The 18,269-nt window shown below is 75.5% G+C and carries 16 protein-coding genes and 2 pseudogenes; 5 read left to right on the top strand and 13 right to left on the bottom strand.

All coding sequences use genetic code 11. From position 1 onward, the window contains the following. Window positions 1–1,325: MFS transporter (locus tag ACFWWQ_RS09700; protein ID WP_384592877.1), on the bottom strand; the 1,325-nt coding region annotated here is incomplete at its 3' end. 136 nt (window positions 1,326–1,461) lie between these two features. Then, window positions 1,462–2,799 (bottom strand): chloride channel protein, encoded by a 1,338-nt coding sequence (locus ACFWWQ_RS09695; RefSeq protein ID WP_384592874.1) that lies wholly within the window; start codon window positions 2,797–2,799, stop codon window positions 1,462–1,464. A gap of 355 nt (window positions 2,800–3,154) precedes the next feature. Between ACFWWQ_RS09695 and ACFWWQ_RS09690 the strand changes: the two genes are divergently transcribed. Next, window positions 3,155–4,009 (top strand): dienelactone hydrolase family protein, encoded by an 855-nt coding sequence (locus tag ACFWWQ_RS09690; RefSeq protein ID WP_384592871.1) that lies wholly within the window; start codon window positions 3,155–3,157, stop codon window positions 4,007–4,009. An 88-nt stretch (window positions 4,010–4,097) separates the two neighbouring features. Here the strand turns inward: ACFWWQ_RS09690 and ACFWWQ_RS09685 are convergent, their stop codons facing one another. From ACFWWQ_RS09685 to ACFWWQ_RS09675, 3 genes are all read right to left on the bottom strand, one after another. Then, complete coding sequence (locus ACFWWQ_RS09685; protein ID WP_384592868.1) at window positions 4,098–5,000, bottom strand: universal stress protein; 903 nt, start codon at window positions 4,998–5,000, stop codon at window positions 4,098–4,100. 61 nt (window positions 5,001–5,061) lie between these two features. Beyond that, complete coding sequence (locus ACFWWQ_RS09680; RefSeq protein WP_384592865.1) at window positions 5,062–6,054, bottom strand: Acg family FMN-binding oxidoreductase; 993 nt, start codon at window positions 6,052–6,054, stop codon at window positions 5,062–5,064. A 268-nt stretch (window positions 6,055–6,322) separates the two neighbouring features. Beyond that, a complete protein-coding gene (locus ACFWWQ_RS09675) occupies window positions 6,323–7,021 on the bottom strand; it encodes a helix-turn-helix domain-containing protein (protein ID WP_384592862.1) in 699 nt (232 codons plus the stop codon). A 347-nt stretch (window positions 7,022–7,368) separates the two neighbouring features. Between ACFWWQ_RS09675 and ACFWWQ_RS09670 the strand changes: the two are divergent. Next, window positions 7,369–8,043 (top strand): annotated as a pseudogene (locus tag ACFWWQ_RS09670) (response regulator); the annotation flags it as partial. A gap of 194 nt (window positions 8,044–8,237) precedes the next feature. Here the strand turns inward: ACFWWQ_RS09670 and ACFWWQ_RS09665 are convergent. Continuing rightward, window positions 8,238–9,974, bottom strand: a complete 1,737-nt coding sequence (locus ACFWWQ_RS09665) for a GAF domain-containing protein (RefSeq protein ID WP_384592859.1) — start codon at window positions 9,972–9,974, stop codon at window positions 8,238–8,240. 501 nt (window positions 9,975–10,475) lie between these two features. Here ACFWWQ_RS09665 and ACFWWQ_RS09660 point away from each other — a divergent pair. Then, window positions 10,476–11,129, top strand: a complete 654-nt coding sequence (locus ACFWWQ_RS09660; RefSeq protein ID WP_384592856.1) for a CBS domain-containing protein — start codon at window positions 10,476–10,478, stop codon at window positions 11,127–11,129. Window positions 11,130–11,141: 12 nt separating this feature from the next. Here the strand turns inward: ACFWWQ_RS09660 and ACFWWQ_RS09655 are convergent, their stop codons facing one another. Both ACFWWQ_RS09655 and ACFWWQ_RS09650 read right to left on the bottom strand, forming a co-directional pair. Beyond that, window positions 11,142–11,978, bottom strand: a complete 837-nt coding sequence (locus tag ACFWWQ_RS09655; RefSeq protein ID WP_384592853.1) for a universal stress protein — start codon at window positions 11,976–11,978, stop codon at window positions 11,142–11,144. 61 nt (window positions 11,979–12,039) lie between these two features. Continuing rightward, window positions 12,040–12,939: a universal stress protein gene (locus tag ACFWWQ_RS09650; protein ID WP_384592850.1), complete on the bottom strand. Its 900-nt coding sequence runs from the start codon at window positions 12,937–12,939 to the stop codon at window positions 12,040–12,042. A gap of 395 nt (window positions 12,940–13,334) precedes the next feature. On the opposite strand from ACFWWQ_RS09650, the pseudogene ACFWWQ_RS09645 reads away from it, so the two are divergent. Together ACFWWQ_RS09645 and ACFWWQ_RS09640 are read left to right on the top strand one after the other, a co-directional pair. Next, window positions 13,335–13,529: pseudogene (locus ACFWWQ_RS09645) on the top strand (YdcF family protein); the annotation flags it as partial. Window positions 13,530–13,653: 124 nt separating this feature from the next. Continuing rightward, the gene (locus ACFWWQ_RS09640; protein WP_384592847.1) at window positions 13,654–14,292 is read left to right on the top strand and encodes a CBS domain-containing protein; all 639 of its coding nucleotides are present in this window, start codon (window positions 13,654–13,656) and stop codon (window positions 14,290–14,292) included. Window positions 14,293–14,349: 57 nt separating this feature from the next. Here the strand turns inward: ACFWWQ_RS09640 and ACFWWQ_RS09635 are convergent, their stop codons facing one another. The 5 genes from ACFWWQ_RS09635 to ACFWWQ_RS09615 form a co-directional block, all read right to left on the bottom strand. After that, the gene (locus ACFWWQ_RS09635) at window positions 14,350–14,769 is read right to left on the bottom strand and encodes a PPOX class F420-dependent oxidoreductase (RefSeq protein ID WP_384592844.1); all 420 of its coding nucleotides are present in this window, start codon (window positions 14,767–14,769) and stop codon (window positions 14,350–14,352) included. Window positions 14,770–15,321: 552 nt separating this feature from the next. Continuing rightward, a complete protein-coding gene (locus tag ACFWWQ_RS09630; RefSeq protein ID WP_384592841.1) occupies window positions 15,322–15,816 on the bottom strand; it encodes a peptidylprolyl isomerase in 495 nt (164 codons plus the stop codon). 56 nt (window positions 15,817–15,872) lie between these two features. Next, on the bottom strand, window positions 15,873–16,220 hold the full coding sequence (locus ACFWWQ_RS09625; protein WP_384592838.1) for an ArsR/SmtB family transcription factor: 348 nt from the start codon (window positions 16,218–16,220) through the stop codon (window positions 15,873–15,875). Window positions 16,221–16,467: 247 nt separating this feature from the next. Then, window positions 16,468–16,893, bottom strand: a complete 426-nt coding sequence (locus ACFWWQ_RS09620) for an ATP-binding protein (protein WP_384592835.1) — start codon at window positions 16,891–16,893, stop codon at window positions 16,468–16,470. A 278-nt stretch (window positions 16,894–17,171) separates the two neighbouring features. Further along, complete coding sequence (locus ACFWWQ_RS09615) at window positions 17,172–18,053, bottom strand: RimK family alpha-L-glutamate ligase (RefSeq protein WP_384592832.1); 882 nt, start codon at window positions 18,051–18,053, stop codon at window positions 17,172–17,174. Between the last annotated feature and the right edge of the window lie 216 nt (window positions 18,054–18,269).

The raw sequence follows: 18,269 nt of genomic DNA, 5'->3' as shown, positions 1-18,269 counted from the left end.
CGGGGCCTCCCCCGCCGCGCGCCGCCGGGGCCCCGCGCGGGACCTCCCCCCGCCCGTCCCCCGGCCCCCGCGCCCCCCCCCCCCGGCATCGCCCACCGCCGTCCTCGTCCGGTCGCCCACACCGCCAGGGCGGAGGCACCGGTCCACGCCGCCGCGTAGCCGAAGCCCACCGCCGGGCCGAAGGCCGTCCAGAGGAGGCCGACGGCGGCCGAGGAGGCGAAGTCGCCGAGGGACTGGACGAGGCCGAGCAGGCCGAAGCCGCTGCCGCGCAGGGCGTCCGGGAGCATCCCCGCCACCAGGGTCGACTCGGCGGTCTCGACCAGCCCGATGCCGCTGCCCGCCAGCACGAAGGCGGCCAGCAGCGGCGGCCAGCCGTGCCAGGGAACGGCGAACATGCCGTACGCCGCCAGATAGAGGACGCCGCCGGTGGCGAAGGCGACGCGGGGGCCCGCCCGGTCGATCCAGTGGCCGCCGAGATAGGCCACGGCGGCGGCGAGGGCGTTGTGCGCCGCGTAGATCAGGACGGCCAGCGAGGTGGCGGCGGCGAGGTCGCGGGCGCCGTGGTGCAGGAGTTGGGTGGCGCGCAGGATGAGGAGGGTGACGGCGATGTTGCCGACCTCGAACATCGCGACGGGCAGCAGCGCACGGGCCATCCCGGCGCGCCGCAGTGCGCCCAGGCGGAGCCGGATACGGCGCCGGGCGAACGGTTCCGCGAGGGTGCGGCGGGCCTCACGACCGGCGAAGGTGATGGCCACCGCCGCGAGCAGCCCCGGCAGGGCCGCGCAGTAGAGCGTGGTGCGGATGCCGACGAGGGAGACCAGCAGCGCCGCGAGGAGGGGGCCGACGACGGCGCCGAGGTTGTCCCCGGCCCGCTCCAGGCCGAAGGCGCGCCCGTAGGCGTGGCGCGGGGCGAGGGAGGCCAGGAGCGCGTCCCGGGCCGGTGACCGGATCCCCCGCGAGGCCCACGCCGTGGCGCGCAGCGCGCCGGCCTGCCATACGGATGTGGCGAGGCCGAGGGCGCCGGTGGCCAGGGCCGTGCCGAGGTAGCCGCCGGTGACGATCCGGGCCCGGCGCGCCGGGGAGTTGGCCAGCGGGCCGCCCGCCAGTTTGGCGATCCCCGTCAGCGCGTCGCTGACGCCCTCGACCACACCGAGCGCGCCCGGGGACGCGTGCAGGGTGGACGTGAGGAAGCCGGGCAGCACCGCGGTCGCGATCTCGTGCCCGGCGTCGCTGAAGAAACTCGCCGCACCGACGCCGCCCACCCCGGCGCTGTACCAGCCGCTCCGCTCGCCCCGCTGCGGCTTCTGCCCGGTGTGGTCGTCCATGGGGAAGTGTCCTACCGGGTGGCGCCGGTGGTGCCGTCGCGCCACGCCGGGCAGCGGGCGGCGCTCCGTCACGGTCGCCCGGCGAGCGACGGCGCGGCCGGGGCCGGCGCCGGGCCCCGCGGCCCTACGCCCCGGATCACTGGGCAGGCAGCCGTACCGAGTACAGCGAAGGCGTGTCGAGCCGACGGGAGATGAGTACGGCGCCGGTGACCGCGAAGAGCAGGGGGACCATCAGGGCGTCGAGGGTGCGGGTGAGTTCCAGGGCCAGGACGACGGCGGCGACGGGTGCCTGCATGGCGGCGGCGAGGACCGCGGCGGCGCCGATGATCGCGAAGCCCGCGGCCGGGCCCGGCCAGACGAGCGCCCAGCTCTGCCCGGCGAGGGAACCGAGCAGCGCACCGGTGGCGAGGGTCGGGGTGAAGAGCCCGCCGCTGGCGCCGCTGCCCAGGCTGCCCGCGGTGGCGAGCGGTTTGAGGAGGAACAGCGCCACCAGTGTGGCGACGCCGAACTGCGCGCCGAAGGTGAGCTGGACGATGTCCTTGCCGTTGCCGAGGAGTTGAGGGTACGGCACGCCCAGCGCGCCGACCGCGGTGAACACCAGCGGCGGCGCGACCAGCAGCCCCCACCCCGTCGGCCGGCGTCCGTGCGCGATGCGGATCAGCCGCACCCAGCCGACCGCGACCAGCCCGGCGAACGGGCCGATCACCAGGGCGAACACGAGCAGCGACGCGGACAGCGGCACCTCGGGCAGCCGGTAGGTCGGCCCGGTCGGGAGCACGGTCCAGGAGACCGCGGTGGCCAGGCACGAGGCGGCCAGCGCGGGCAGCACCAGCCGCAGCGACAGGACGCCGAGCATCACCTCCAGGGTGAGCAGTGCCCCGCCCAGCGGCACGTTGTACACACAGGCCATGCCCGCCCCGGCGCCGCAGGCGGCCAGCAGTCTGCGGTGCGCGGTGCCGAGACGGGCCCAGTCGGACAGCCGGGACGCGAGCGCCGCACCGGCCAGCCGCGGCGCGGCCTCCCGGCCCAGCGACGCGCCCATGCCCACGATCACCATGGACAGCACCGCGGTGCCCAGACTGCGCCACAGCGGCAGCCGCCCCTCGTCCCGCCACAGCGCCGTGCTCACCTCCGGCCCGCCGGGCCCCGTCCACCGCCGCAGCAGCCACCAGCCGGTCCCGGCCACCACCCCGGCGACGGCCAGCGCCACCACCCGGCGGTCCGCGCCCGCCCGTTCGACCGCGGCCAGGAAACTCCCCGACCGGTAGGAGTACGTGAGATGGGCCACCGCGTACAGCAGCGCCATCAGGGCGGCGCCCGCGAGTCCCGCCAGCACGCCCGTGGCCACCACCAGCACCCAGAACCGCGCGGACAGCGAGGGGACATCCGCCGGGGCGACGAGGTTCGGCTGCTCCAGCACCCCGCCGCCCCGGGCCCCGGCCCGTCCGTGCCCGCCGCTTCGCTCTGCGCCCATCGCCCGCCTTCCCGGCAGGTCCCGGCGCCGCTGCCGGACCCTGACGGGCATCGTCTCCCGGCCCGCCGGGCACGGGGCGGCGCCCGGCGCGCGTGTCGTGGTCCCGTACGCCGGAGGCCGCGGCCACGTGGCGTGCGTCACAGGCGCGGGAAACCGGGAAACCGGGAAACCGGGAAACCGGGAAACCGGGAAACCGGGAAACCGGGAAACCGGGAAACCGGGAAACCGGGAAACCGGGAAAACGGGAAAACGGGGACACGGGCGGCTGCCCGCTGGCACCGTCGGGGGCACGCGCCCCTCGGGGCGCGGTTCCTCATACGCGGTATCGGCGACGGAATCGGATGGGCAGACGACCATGGCGGATCACGGGCTCGCGGGATTCGAGCGCACCACCTTCACGCACGACGGCGTCACCCGGAAGGTGCTGCGCCGCGGCACCGGACCCGCCGTCGTCGTGATGTCGGAGATGCCGGGCATCACCCCCAAGGTCCTGGAGTTCGCGGAGCGGGTGGCCTCCATCGGCTGCACCGCCGTCCTGCCCGTCCTGTTCGGCACCCCCGGACGCGATCCCCACCCGTCGGCGCACGGCCGGTGGGGGGCCCGTGCGTACGTGGGGTCCACCTTCCTGAAGCTGTGTGTGAGCCGGGAGTTCACGCTGTTCGCCACCGGCCGCAGCTCCGCCGTCGTCAGCTGGCTGCGGGCGCTGGCCGCCCAGGAGCACGAGCGGTGCGGCGGCCCCGGTGTGGGGGCGATCGGCATGTGTGCCACCGGTGGTTTCGCGCTCGCGATGGCCACCGATGAGCGGCTGCTCGCCCCCGTCCTCTCCCAGCCCTCGCTGCCGCTGCCGGTCACCGCGGAGCGCCGTCACACCATCGACATATCCCCGGCGGAGCTCGCCGTCGTCAAGGACCGCTGCGCGCGCGGCGATCTGCGCGTGCTCGGCATGCGGTTCCGTGGGGACCGCTTCGTGCCGGGGGAGCGGTTCGCCGCGCTGCGCCGCGAGTTGGGGGACGCGTTCATCGCCGTCGAACTGGACGACGCGGACGCCAACCCCCAGGCCGTCGCCGCGCCGCACTCCGTCGTGACGGAGCATCTGATCGACGAACCGGGTCAGCCGACCCGCACCGCGCTCGATGAGGTCCTCGATCTGTTCCGTACGCGGCTGCTGACCGAGAAGCCGGACGCGCCGGGGGACGGGAGCGGCAGCTGAGGCGCCGTGCGTCCAGCCGGTCGGCGTACTCGGCCAGATCGACGCGGAACGCCGCCTCCTGGAAGTCACACCCGGCGGGCACCGCCCGTCACGCCGCCGGCCCCTCCTCGGGGACCACCGCCACCGGACAGGGCGCATGGTGCATCGCGGCGTGCGCGACGGGCCCCACGCGCGGGACGAGGGCGCGGTGCCGCCGCCGGCCGACCGCCAGCAGGACGGCCCCGGGCGCGCTGCGTACCAGGGCCCGGGTGGGGCTCTCCGGCCGCACCGTCAGCCCCAGCTCCACCCCGGGGTAGCGCTCCCGCCAGGGCCGTACCGCCTCCCGCAGCGCGTCCTCGCCCTGCTTGACGATCTCCCCGGCGGCCTCGGGGTCGGCGCCCCAGGGCGCGTAGGCGGTGACCGGCAGGGCCCGCCCGTGCACGGCCCGCAGCGGCAGGCCGCGGCGCGCGGCGGCGTCGAAGGCGAAGGACAGCAGGGCGTCGCAGGGGCCCTTCAGGCTCATCCCGACGACGACGTGCGGCGCGGGCGACGGTATGTCCTCGCCCTCCGCTCCGGGGAACGGCTGCCGCCCGGACCAGCCCTCCCGGACCAGGACGACGGGGCGCTCGGCCCGGCCGACCACCTCCAGGCTGATGTCGCCGAGAACGTAGCTCTCCCATGCCGTGAGGGCCCGGGAGCCGAGGGCGAGCAGCCGCGACTCCTCGGCCGCACGCAGCAGCGCCGGTACGGCCTCGGCGGCCACCAGGTCCTCGATGACCCGCAGTCCCCGGTGGTCGGCGCGTACCTCGTCCAGGGCCTGTTCGACGACGCGCCGGGCACCGGCGTTCCGGTCGCGCTCCGGGGGCATTTCGGGGCCCTGGGCCAGCAGGATCCAGGCGTGCAGCAGGCGCAGCACGGCGTGCCGCCGGTCGGCCTCACCGGCTGCCCACCGCGCCGCCGCCAGGCTCTCGCGGGTACCGTCCAGCCCGACGGTGATCACTTCCGGTTCCATGGCTCCTCCTCGGACGGGGCGGACGGTTCCCTCCGTGGCGCCTGCGCCCGACGCTGCCCGGTCAGGGCGTGATCGTCAGCACCTGGTTCACGGGGCGCCGCGGCGTCGCGGGGCCCTCCGGGCCGTAGCCCAGGCGCAGGATCATCTGGACGTGGCCCGTGCCGGACACCGGATCGCGCAGGATCCAGCGCAGGTCCGGCCATTCGACGGGCTGGGTCGCGAAGGAGCTGACGAGTCCCTGGCGGGTGGCGCGAAGCAGGACGCGTTGCAGCGCCTGCCCTGCCCGCAGCCAGTCGGCCGGGGCGTCGCCCGGCGTGCTCAACGTCGCGAGCTGGGGATGCCGCTCGAACGTGGCGTAGGCGCGGCCGGGCTGAGCGCGCCGCCCGGCGAAGTCCCGGACGGGCGCCGTCGCATCCGGCGAGCGGGGGCCGAAGGCGTAGTCGGGGATGCCGTCGTCGGCCGGTGGCGCGGCCGCGGTCTCGTGGGTCCAGTGGCGCTGCTCGGCGTCGCGGGACTCGTCCAGCCGGTTGTAGCCCTCGGCCTGGGTGATCAGGTCGAGAACCGTCTCGCGGTGCGGGCCGGTCAGGAAGGTCAGGCACGCCCCCTCGGCCGCGGCGGCCGCGAGCAGCGCGGCGCGGACCGGCGGCGGGATCTCCCGGTCGGTGTACGGCAGCCGGCTGGTGTGCCGGGCGCGGATCGCCTCGTGGAGACCGGCGAGGTCCTCCTCCACGGGTTCGGCGGAGGCGTCGAGGCGTACGGCGGCGAGGGCGGCGGGCCGTCGCGGGTCGGGCAGGAGCGCGGGCGCCGCATGCAGCCCGGCGTGGGCCGCGGAGACCCGCAGGTTCAACAGCGCGGCCCCACAGCCCAGGTGGAGGCCGCGGCCGGTGGGGTCGGCCTGCGGCAGGGCACGGTCGGGGTCGGCGTCGAGGGACAACGTGTGGTCGGCCCGGGTGTAGCGGAAGTGCCAGGGCTGGGCGTTGTGCTGGGACGGCGCGGTGACGGCGTCAGCGACGAGGGCCCTGACCAGCGTTTCGTCTAGGTGGGGAGCGGACACCGGCACCTCCCGGACGGAGCGGACGGCGAACGGCCGGTTTCCTCCAGGGTCGCCGGTGCGGCCCGCCCGCACCAGGGCCGCTGGTCCCTGCCTCGGCCCCGGTCGGCGGGCCGACCGGCTCATGCCGCGGCGGGCGCCGCTGAGGAAAGCGAGCGGTACGGGCGGGGGCCGGGGCGCATGGCCGTACCGCCACCCCGCGCCCGGCGTCAGCCGTACGCCGCCTCGCACCCGTGGCCGCCGCCCTACGCCCGTGGCCTTTCGCCCGCCGTCAGAAGGTGGCCGGTGCGGAGAACCCCGTGGCGCGGATCCGGCGGCCGGTGATGCGCTCCGGGTCGAGGACCATCCAGAGCGGGCGGGCGCCTACCCAGGGGCTGGAGCGGGCGGCCGCCGTCAGCCGGTGGGCCTCGGCGGCGTCGGTGACCGTCCGGGCCGGGCCCACGACCAGGACGCTCCAGCCCTCGCTCCACGCTTCGTCGAGGTGGTCGACCTCCAATGCGACCCGGTGCCCGGCGGCCGCGGCCGGTCCGGACTCCGTGGCGGTGCGGAAGGCGATCTTCCCGTCGGCGACGGTGTAGTTCACCGGGAAGAGCGCCGGGGCGTCGTCGACGGTGACCGCGAGTCGGCCGACGCCGTGCGTCGAGAGGTGTGCCCAGCAGGCGGCGGTGTCGAGCACCAGCACCTCGGGGCGGGCCGCGGCCCCTGCGAGCCCCGGGGGAAACTCGACGGTCCCGCCCACCAGCTCCGCCAACGTGGTGTCCAGCGCATCGGCGAGCCGCAGCAGGAAGGCGGTGCCTGGCTGGGCGGGGTCCTCCTCCACATGGCGGAGGTACCGGGGCGAGGCCGCCGTACGGGCCGCGACCTCCTCCCGGGTCAGCCCGAGGTGCTCACGGCGGAACTTCACCCGCCGCCCGAGATCGCTGCCCGTCGGGCGCGGAACCGGGCCGGGAGCGCGTTCCTGGTCGGTCATGGTGCGCCTCCTCTCGCGGGTACCGGCGGGTGCGGCCCCGGGCAGGGTGCGCTTCCCTTCGCGGCTTCCGCGTGTGTGGGGCTTTTGTTCAGGGAGGGTTCCTGTCGGTTTGCCGGGCGTCCGCTGTGTGCGGGCGGATGCTTTCGTTCAGGAAGGGTCCCTGCCCACTCGCCCAGCGTCCGCCGGGCCGCCTGTACCGCACATGGGCCGGTCGGACCCCACCCGCGGTACGACGGCCCCCCACCGCGTACCGCCGAACGGCTCACCCCGGCGCCGGTTCCGATCCGATCCCGGAACGGGAGATGGCGGACAATACGGGTAGGTCCGCACCGTTCGCAGGGGGCGTCATGTCCGATACACCGACCGCCGATGCGGCCATCCGCGTCTTCCTCGTGGACGACCACGAGGTCGTCCGCCGGGGGCTGCGCGATCTCATCGATGACGAGCCCGGCCTGGAGGTCGCCGGGGAGGCGGCGACCGCGGACCAGGCGCTGGCCCGCGGGCCGGCGCTGCGGCCGGACGTCGCCGTGCTGGACGTCCGCCTTCCCGACGGCGACGGGATCACCGTCTGCCGGGAGCTGCGCTCACGGATGCCCGGGCTGGCGTGCCTGATGCTGACCTCGTTCGACGACGAGGACGCCCTGCTCGACGCGATCATGGCGGGGGCCGCGGGCTATGTGCTCAAGCAGATCCAGGGCGCCGACCTCGTCTCGGCGGTACGGACCGTGGCCACCGGGCAGTCGATGCTGGACCCGGCCACCACCGCGCGGCTGATGCGCTCGCTACGTGGCCCCGGAGCGGCGAAGGCGCCGGAGGAGGAGCGGCTGGCCGTGCTGTCGGAGCGGGAGCGGGCCGTACTGGAGCTGATCGGTGAAGGGCTCACCAACCGGCAGATCGCCGCCCGGCTGCATCTGTCGGAGAAGACGGTCAAGAACCACATCTCCCGGCTGCTGGGCAAACTGGGCGTCGAACGCCGCGTCCAGGCCGCGGTTCTCGCCACCCAGGCCCATGCGCACGCGCAGCCTCACGAGCACGTGCCTCACGGGCACGCACAGCCTCACGGGCACGGCCCCGCGCAGTCCCCGGGGCGCCCCCCGCTGCACTCCCCAACGGGGGAGCCCTCACCAGCCCGCGGGTACGACTCGGCCCGCGGCCACCGCTCCGGCCACGGATAGCGCCACCCTCAGTCGTCATCCTCAGTCGTCCTCAGCCGTCTTCACCCGCCCTCGGGCGCCAGCGGAACGCGCCAGGTGAGCGCCGTGCCACCGGCGGGTGCGGGCCGGGCGCGGACGGTGAGGGAGCCGCCCAGGCGGTCGGCCCGTTCGGCGAGGTTGCGCAGGCCGCTGCGGGCGACGTCCGGCGGGATGCCGGTGCCGTCGTCGCCCACCGTCACCGTCAGTGCCCCGTCTTCGCCGCCGACCACGACGGACACCTCCGCCCGGCTCGCCCGCGCATGGCGGGCCACGTTGGCGAGCGCTTCGCCGAGAACCGCGATGACCTCCTCGGCTACCCCGGGCGGCACCTCCGTGTCGAGCAGGCCCTCCATCCGCAGGGCGGGCGCGAACCCGAGGGCCGGCGCGGCCGCGTCCACCGCCTTGACCACCCGGTTGCGGAGCTTCGGGGCGGCGTCGGGGCGGTCGTGTTCCCGGAGGCCGAAAATGGTCGAGCGGATGATCTTTATGGTGGCGTCCAGATCATCGATCGCCCGGGCCAGCCGGTCCGCCGCCTCCGGATGCTCCACGAACCGGCGGGCGCTCTGCAACGTCATCCCGGTCGCGAAGAGCCGCTGGATCGCCAGGTCGTGCAGGTCGCGGGCGATCCGGTCGCGGTCCTCCAGGAGGTTCACCTGTTCGGCATCGCGGCGCCGGCCGGCCAGTTCGAGGGCGAGCGCCGCCTGTTCGGCGAAGCCCGGGAGCGGGGTGACCTCGGCACGGGTGAAGGGCGGGCGCCCGCGCCGCCGGGCGAGCATCAGCACCCCGCTCAGCCGCTCCTTCGTCCCGACCGCGACGGCCACCGCCGGACCGGAGCCCGGCCAGCGGTCCGGCTGCGCCGTGACCCGCTCGTCGTGCTCCGCGTCCGCCACCGTGACCAGACCATCGCGGCAGAGCGCGGCCGCCGGCAGCGTCCCCTCGCCGGCGGTGAACGTCACGTCCCGGTGGTCCGCCGCCCGCTCGCCCCGGGCCAGCGAACCGCGCACCTCGCCGCCGGGCCCGACGAGGTAGAAGACCCCGGTGTCGGCGTCCGCGATGTCCACGGCCTGCTCCAGCATGCCGTCGAAGACCTCGGCCTCCCCCGCCCCGGACAGCAGCGCGCGGGTCAGATCGGAACCGGCGGCCAGCCAGCGCTGCCGGAGTCTGCCCTGTTCGTAGAGGCGGGCATTGTCGATCGCGAAACCGGCGGCGACGGCGAGCGTCGTCACCACGGCCTCGTCCTCTTCGTCGAAGCCGTCCCCGCCGCGTTTCTCGGTGAGGTACAGATTGCCGAAGACCTCGTCGCGGACGCGGACGGGCACCCCGAGGAACGAGCGCATCCGCGGATGGTGCGGCGGGATGCCGTACGAGGCGGGGTGCTCGGAGAGTTCGGACAGGCGCAGTGGCCGCGGGTCGCGGATCAGTTCGCCGAGCAGCCCGTGGCCCAAGGGCAGCTCCCCGATGCGGGCCCGCAGGCCGTCGTCGATGCCGACCGTGACGAACTCCGCGAGCTTCCGGTCGTCGCCGATGACGCCGAGCGCGCCGTACCGGGCGTCCACCAGCGTCACCGCCGCCTCCACGATGCCGCGCAGCACCTCGGGCAGCTGCAGCTCCTCCCCGACGGCGATGACCGCGTCGAGGAGTTTGTCGAGCCGGTCCCGGGTGCCGCGGACCTCGTCGATGCGTACCCGCAGTTCGTCCAGCAGTTCGTCGAGCCGTAGCCGCGGGATCCTGCTCGTCCGCCGCGGGTCCCTGGGACCCATCGCCACCTCCGCACGCGCGCGAGCCCACCTTCACCGTAGTCCGGGCCCGCGCGGCCTTCCTGTCGATCTCGCCCGGGCCGCTCTCACCGCCGGAACCAGCGCTCCTCACCCGGTGCGACGGTGCGCCGCCGGTCACCGGGGAGGACGACGGGCAGCGGGTCCCGGGACGAGGCCGGTACCCGGACGGCCGGCCGCCCGGGCAGCACCCGTAGCCGCAACCGGGAGCGGCCGCCCCTCGGCACGGGGCGTTCGGCCCCCGCGAGGCGACCTGCGCGGCCCTACCGGGCCCGGCATGCGCGGACGAGCCTGAAGGGAGACGGTGGGAGCGCACGGGGAGCGTGCCGCGGAGTCCGCGCCCGGTGGAGTCCGGCCAGCGTGCCGCGGAGGCCGCGCCCCACCCTGCCGCCCTGCCGGGAGACGACCGGCCGGGCAGGGGTCCCGCCGCCCCACCACTCCGCTTCCCGTCAGCGGCCCCGCCCCTCCGCACGGTGAGGAAAGCCCATGACCCCCCAACCGTTCACCGTCTCGGACGTGATGACGCGGCAGGTCGTCGCCGTCCGCCGCGACGCCGATTTCAAGGAGATCGTCGCGGCGATGGCCCGCTGGAAGGTGACCGCCGTGCCCGTCGTGGAGGAAGAGGACCGGGTCGTCGGCGTGGTGTCCGAGGCCGATCTGCTGGCGAAGGAGGAGTTCCACGACCAGCGCCCCGGGCTGGTCGAGCAGATGCGGCGCCTCGACGCCACCGCGAAGGCGGGCTCCCGCCGGGCCGAGGACCTCATGGCCGCGCCCGCCGTCACCGTCGGCGCCGGGGCGTCCCTGCCCCAGGCCGCCCGCCTGATGGCCAACCACCATGTCAAGCGGCTGCCGGTCGTCGACGAACACGGGGCCCTCCGGGGCATCGTCAGCCGGGCCGACCTGCTCAAGGTGTTCCTCCGCCCGGACCGGGACCTCGCGGCCGAGGTGCGCCGCGATGTCGTCGAGCGGCTGTTCCCGCGCGCGCACCACCGGATCGGCGTCGCCGTCGACGCCGGGGTCGTGACCCTCTCCGGCGAGGTCTCCGACAGCGCGATCGTCCCCCTGGCCGCCCGCCTGACCCGCGCCGTGGAGGGCGTGGTGGACGTCCGGTGCGAGCTGACGACCGGGCCGGGCCCATGAGGGCTCACCGGCTCACGTCTCCAGGGGAGGCACCACCACCACCGGACACGCCGCACGGTGCAACACCCCGTGCACCGTCGACCCGAGCCGCCCCCCGCACCGCCCGCCGTGGCTCCCGCGGCCGACGACCACCGCGACGGCGGCATACGAGACCCGGCTCAGCTCCTCGACCGGACGGCCGCGTACGACCTGCTGTTCGATGGGGACCTCCGGGTAGCGCTCGGCCCAGCCTGCGACCGCCTCGGCCAGTGAGCGGCGGCGGTCGGCCAGGGCCTCGGCGGCGTCCTCGTGGGAGGGGAGCGGGCCGGGCCACACCCAGACCGCCCGGAGCCGGGCCTCGCGCAGGGCCGCCTCGGCCACCGCGAAGCCGATGGCCGCCCGGCAGCCCGGGCCGCCATCCACGCCGACGACGACCAGCGGGGGATGGACGGCCGGGCGCTCGGGATCGCGGACCACCACGACCGGGCAGTGGGCGCCCGCGGCCAGCGGGACCGCCACCGACGCCTCGCCGAGGACTTCGGCGACCCTGCCCAGGCGCCGCGACCCCATCACGGCGAGCGCGGCGCCCGCCGTCCGGTCCCGCAGCACCACGACCGGCGCCCCGTCGACAAACTCCGTCGCGGTCCACAGCCCGGCGTGCAGCTCCCGTACCAGGTCCTCCGCCGTCGCCAGGGCCGACTGCGCACGGATCAGCAGGGCACTCCGGCGGGTGAACGCGCCGTACTTGAGCGGCGGCGCGACGGTGACCAGCCGCAGTCGCACCGCGCGGTGCGCGGCCTCGTCGGCGGCCCACACCAGGGCCGGGACCGACAGTTCATGGGGGTCGACGCCGACCAGGACGTCGTTCATGTCCCGCTCCCCGCCACCGCCCGGCCGCCCGGGCCCGCACCCGGGACGCGGTCGGCGGTCCTCACGGCTCCTCCTCGGTGGCGGCCGGGCGCCGTTGCGGGACGACGGCCACCGGGCACGCCGCGTGGTGCAGCGCCCGGTGGACGACCCCGCCGAACTCCCGCCCGAAGACGCCGCCGCCGCGCCGTGCCCCCAGAACCAGCAGATCGGCGGCGGCCGACCGCGCGGTCATCCTCCGGCGTGCGGTCCCTTCGACGGTGCTTTTGCGCAGCCGTACCCCGGGGTGGTCGCGGACCGCGGCCGCCAGGGCCTCGTCGAGCAGTTCCGCGGCGCGCTGCGCGTGGTACGCGCCGGGCTCACCGGCCAGCAGCGGGTGGTCGGCCGGTTCGTGGAGCGGCCGCCGCCAGGCGCGGACGGCATCGAGTTCCGCGTCCCGGACCGCCGCCTCGCGGAACGCGAACCGCACGGCCGGTGAGTCCACGTCGTGGTCGCCGACGCCCAGCAGGACCCGCCCGTGGCGTCCCTCCAAGGCGTAGGGGTCCCCTCGTACGACGACGACCGGGCAGTGGGCGCGGGCGGCGGTGACGAGGCTGACGGAGCCGAGCAGCAGACCGGCCACCGCGCCCCGCCCGCGGGAACCGACGACCAGGACCCTGGCCTCCTGCCCCGCGTCGAGCAGCGCGCCCGCCGCGTCCGTGGCGGCCACGTCCGCCGTGACGGCGAGGCCGGGCGCGCGGAGCCCGGCGCGTCCGGCCGCATCGGCGACGATCGTCTCGGCGAGCACCTGCTCCGAGGGCCGGTCGGCGGCCGGGTCCGGCTCCACGCCCTCGTACCGTTCCCACAGCGAGGCGTGGACGAGGCGCAGCGGAAGGCCGTGCCGTACGGCTTCGTCGACGGCCCAGTCCACGGCCGCCAGGCTCGCGCCGGAACCGTCGACGCCCACCACCACGGGAAGCTCCATCGTCCCCACCGCCTTCCGGCTCCGAGGTGGCCTGCTGCCACGCTCGCGCCACGACCGGCGTCCGGCTAGGGCCGGACGGCCCCGGGGCCCGGCCCGCCCGGACCTCTCCGACGGCCGCGCCGCGCGCCCCGCGGCGCGCCCTTAACACCCCCCTGACCTGCCCCGTCGCGGATCGGCCCCCCACCGCACCGGGCGGCCGGACGACGGTTCACCCCTGCATACTTCGGCCATGATCATGACCCTTCTCCTCTTCGCGCTCCGCTGCCTCGGCGTGCGTAAGGACCGCCGCCGCTTCCGTCACGCGGTCCTGCTCGGCTGACGCTCCTCAGCCTGTCGGGCTGGCTCCTCGGCAAGGCGAGCCACCTGCCCCCCGGCGCGGCCACCGTGACGTCCCCGCCTTCCGCGCCGCCATGACGGCCCGTCAGGCCGGTGTCGAGGGCCAGGTGCTGGGATCGCCGACCGCGAAGTACTTCTGGCCGAGCGCCACCCTCCGGGAGTTCGTCGCGGTGTTCTGGGAGCACAAGGCGGTCAACCTGAGCGTGTGCGCCGCACTGATCGCCCTGGTGGCCTTCGTCACGGCCGTCGGCTGAGGCGACCGCCGTCCGGGCCGGTGGCGGGCCCGTTCCGGAGGCGCCGGCCGACGGCTCCGGGGGACGCGCGACAATGGACCGCAGATATCCCGTTGGGGCGGATATCGGGAGGGACGGGAATACGATGAGGCACCGCAGTGTCGCCGATCTGATGACGCCCGGCGCCGTCGCCGTGCAACCCGGCACGGCGTTCGGTGAGATCGCGCGGCTGCTCGACGAGTACGACATCAGCGCCGTACCGGTGGTGGACGAGGCGGGACGGACGCTCGGCGTCGTCTCCGAGGCCGATCTGCTGCGGCGGCACATCGACCGGAGCCCGTCGAACACCGCCGCCTCGCTCATGACCAGCCCCGCCGTCGTGGCGCGCCCGCAGTGGAGCGCGATCCGGGCGGCGCGGCTGATGGACGATAGGGGCGTCAAGCGACTGCCGGTGGTCGGCGAGGACGGGCTGCTCATCGGCGTGCTCAGCCGCGGCGACCTCGTCCAGCTCTTCCTGCGGCGCGACCGGGCGATCCAGGAGGAGATCCTGGAGGACGTGCTGACCCGCACGCTGAGCGTCCCGCCGTCCGCCGTCACCGTGGAGGTCTCGGACGGCACGGTGACGCTCAGCGGCACCCTGGCGCGCCGGAGCCTGGTGGTCGTGGCGGTGCGGCTGTGCGAGAGCGTCGACGGCGTGGTGGAGGTGGTGAACCGCCTCACCCACGAGGTGGACGACCGGGCCCCGAGGGTCCGGGAGACGGCGGAGCCGCCGGGACCGGCGTGACCTGACGGAGCGCCACCCGCCGGTGCCGGTGCCCGAAGGGAGTCCGGCGCCGCGCGGTCAACCGGCCTGCGAGCTGTCCTTCAGGGTCCCCCAGCCGTGCCAGCGGTCGATCTCGATCCAGGCGGTGACGCGGGCCCGGTCCCGCCGGGGGTACGGGGTGCCGAGGTACTGGTGGGCCAGCCGGTCGATGTCCGTCAGATTCTCGTCCGGGCGCAGTTCGGCGACGCGGCCGATGAGGCTGAGATGGGTGTACCAGTTGCCCTCGTCGAGCACGGTGAGCGTCACCCGGGGATCGTCGCGGACATGCGCCAGCCGTCGGCGGCCCTCGTCCATGTTGACCATGACGCGGCCGTCGTCCCAGAGGTACCAGGTGGCCGTGGAGACGGGCTGGCCGTCCGGCCGCAGGGTCGTGATGACGGCGGGATTGGCCTTCGCCAGCAGGGCGGTCGCTGCTTCGGGCAGCGGAGGCTTCGACATGGAGCACACCTCACGGTCGGGACCGACGGACAGGAAAGCGGACAGGAAAGCGGACAGGCGGCGGACGCCATCGCGGCGCCGGGCCCGGCGCCCGCGGTACGACGCGGGGGCCGCCGGGACGCCACGGGACATGCTGGTCCCTCTCCCGCGAGGCCGCCATCCTGTGGGGTCCGCTCCCGTGAACGGGCCGGGAACCCGGCCTCGCCACCGCACGTTCCCGCCCACCGCGCGCCGGGGCCCCCGCCGTCGTACCGTTGACGCGGAAATCTCCGCTCCTGTCACCGTCACCTGTGATCCGGCCGCAGATCGACGTGTTCCGCCCCGGAAACGGGGCGGGGGGCCGCCCCCCCCGGGGGGGCGGGGGGGGGGGGCCCCGGGGGGGGGGGGGGCCCCGCGGGGGGGGGGGGGGGCGCGCGCGCGGCCCCCCCCCGGGGCCGCCGCGCCCCCGGCCGCGCCCCCCCCCCGCACCCCCGCCCCCCGCCGCCCGCGCGGGGGGGCCGGCGGGCGCGCTCGGCCGCGGGGCGGCGGGGCCCCTCGGTGGTGCGGGTGCTGCTAGGCGACGACGCCGGACTCGGCGATGGTGACCTTGGAGCGGGGGGCACCGCTCTGCGAGCCGAGGGACTCGATGCGGGTCACCAGGTCCTGGCCCTCGACGACCTCGCCGAAGACGACGTGCTTGCCGTCGAGCCAGGAGGTGACGACGGTGGTGATGAAGAACTGCGAGCCGTTCGTGTTCTTGCCGGCGTTGGCCATCGACAGCAGGAACGGCCGGTCGTGCTTGAGCTGGAAGTTCTCATCGGCGAACTTCTCGCCGTAGATGCTCTTGCCGCCCGTGCCGTTGTGGTTGGTGAAGTCGCCGCCCTGGAGCATGAACTCCGGGATGACGCGGTGGAAGCCGGAACCGGCGTAGCCGAAGCCGTTCTGGCCGGTGGCCAGCTCACGGAAGTTGCGGGCGGTGTTCGGCACGACGTCGTCGTACAGCTTGAAGATGATGCGGCCCGCGGGCTGGTCGTCAATGGTGATGTCGAAAAATACGTTGGTGCTCATGGAGGCATTGTGGCACCCGGTGCGCGCCGCCTCGTCCGCACCCTCGACCGGCCCTGCTACGGCGTCGGGGTGTCGTCCGTGGTCGCCCGCAGGTCGGCGAGGAGTTCGGCCTGTCCGGCGAGGACGCCCGTCAGGATCGTCCGGGCGACCCTGAGCAACTCCGCGACCTGCGGGTTGGCCAGGGAGTAGTGGACGGTCGAGCCCTCTTTGCGGGTGGTGACCAGATTCGCCCGCCGCAGGACCGCGAGCTGCTGCGACAGATGCGCCGGTTCCAGACCGACCTCGGGCAGCAGCTCCGCCACCGCATGCTCCCGCCGGCTCAGCAGCTCCAGGACACGGATACGCGCCGGATGCCCCAGCGTCTTGAAGAACTCGGCCTTGAGCTGGTACAGCGGCGTACTCATCGCGCCCCCACCGCCCCGGCGCGGCGGGGCGGCCCGGCCGGACCCTCCGCGGCGTACGGCGTCCGTCCGCTCGTCGACGACATCGGCTCTCCTCCTCCCGCGCGGTGACGGGCGGCCGACGTGCGCGGGATCCGAAGCCACCGGAGGCCGACGGTGGTGACCTCGGCGATCGCCAAGATTATCAACCCCGCGGGTCACCGGAGGCGGGCCAGAGCCGGGCGTACGACGCCCCGCGGCGCGGCCCGGTTCACAGCGGCAGGCAGACCCGGACGGTCTTGCCGCGGCCGTCCACGTCCGGCAGCACCCCGGCGGTGCCGCCCAGACCGAGGGTGAGTTCCATGACGGTGGCCAGCCCGCCGTCGCCGCTGCCGACCGTCGCGCCGTACAGCGTCGGCAGATAGGGGTGCCGGTCGTGGACCGCGACGGCGAGACAGTCCCGGCGGGCCGCGTAGACGACGGTGAGCTGCGAGGAGAGCGGCGCGGCGTGCCGGACGCTGTTGGTGACGAGCTCGGCGAGGATCAGCAGCGCCGGGCCGACGGACGGATGGTGCGGGCCGATGTGCCACTCCGCGAGGACCTGCTCGGCGGTCTCCCGCGCCACCCGGACCGCGGCCGGGACGGTGGGCAGGGTCAGCACGTGCCGCTGCCGCAGCGATTCCAGCCCCGCGATCACCGCTCCTCCCGGGGCTGCGGCCGCGGTGTCCGGACGGGGCGCCGGGCCCGGGCGGGCGCGGCCCCGGCCTGGAACAGCGGATCGGCCTGGAACAGCGGATCGGACACGACCTTGGGCCTTCCCGGTGGTGCCCCACGGGGCGGCGGACGCGGACAGCTGTGCCCGCGGCTCCCTGTGGGCACAACACATATGGCGAACACAGCATCTAATCAATTGCGAACTTTCGCAATTCCGCAGACCGCGGCGCCGGTACGGATCCTCCGCGGCCGGACCCGCCGTCAGCGGGCCGCGGGCTGCGCCGGAACGGCGACCGGGACCGGAAGCGGCGGGGGCGTCAGGGTGCCGGGGTCGCGCCGGGCGAGGCGGAGGACGGCGGCGGACACCCGGGCGACGGCGTCCGGGACCTGACGGAAGCTGGGGAAGTCGTTGATGTCGACGACCACCGGGCCGTCGGGCCCGTACAGGACGTCGACGCCGTAGAGGTCGAGGCCGAAGGCGGCGCCCGTCTCGGCGGTGATGCGGGCGACCTCGGCGGAGAGCGGGACGTGCCGCTCGCGGACCGCGTGCCCGGGGTGGAGCGGGGAGCGGCGTTCGGTGGCGTACAGCTCCCCGGCGACGCTGTAGACCTTGAGGTCGGTACCGGAGTTGGGGACGTAGGGCTGGGCGATCAGCAGTCCGGTGACGGGTTCGTGGCCCGGGCCGGGGGCGGTCAGCTCGCCCGGGTCGCGGACCAGCCGGACGGCGCGGCCGGAGCTGCCGTCGGCGGGCTTGACGACGAGCGGGAACTCCGCCTCGGGTATCCGCGCGAACTCCTCGGCGCGGGCGGCCGCGTACGTCACCGGGACGGGCAGGCCGTGGGTGCGGGCGATGACCGCGGCGAGTGCCTTGTCGCGGACGCCGCGGATGGCCCGGACGTCGTTGACCGTCGTCAGGCCGGTATGGGCGGCGGCCTCCAGCAGGGTGAGGCCGGGGCCGCCGGAGACGGTCTTGAGGACCCACGCGTCGTGGTCGCCGGCGGTGAGGGCGGAGGTCAGCGGCAGCAGGGCGCGGCCGGGCCGGATGATGTCCACCGCGTGTCCCCAGGCGCCGAGTTGGGCGATCACCTCCCGGGGCATCCCGTCATGGCGGTACTGCTCCTCCACCAGGAAGCAGAGCCTCATTGATGCCACCCCGATCGCCGCACGTCCACCGTCCGTCCGGCAGATCCTTGACCTTGACATGCGGATCCTACGTGGGCGCCCGCCGCGGGTCCGCCGAGGTCACGGGCGGGCGCGCGGAAACGGACCGGGGGGCCGCCGGCGGGGGGGGGGGGGGCCCGCCCCCCCCCGGGGGGGGGGCGGGGGGCGCCCCGGGGGGGGGGGGCCGGGGCCGCCCGC

Source organism: Streptomyces sp. NPDC059080 (genome assembly GCF_042739975.1).
GTDB classification, from domain to species: Bacteria; Actinomycetota; Actinomycetes; order Streptomycetales; family Streptomycetaceae; genus Streptomyces; species Streptomyces benahoarensis.
Note: the sequence above shows the minus strand (reverse complement) of the source record. Positions and strands in the feature narration are given on the sequence as shown.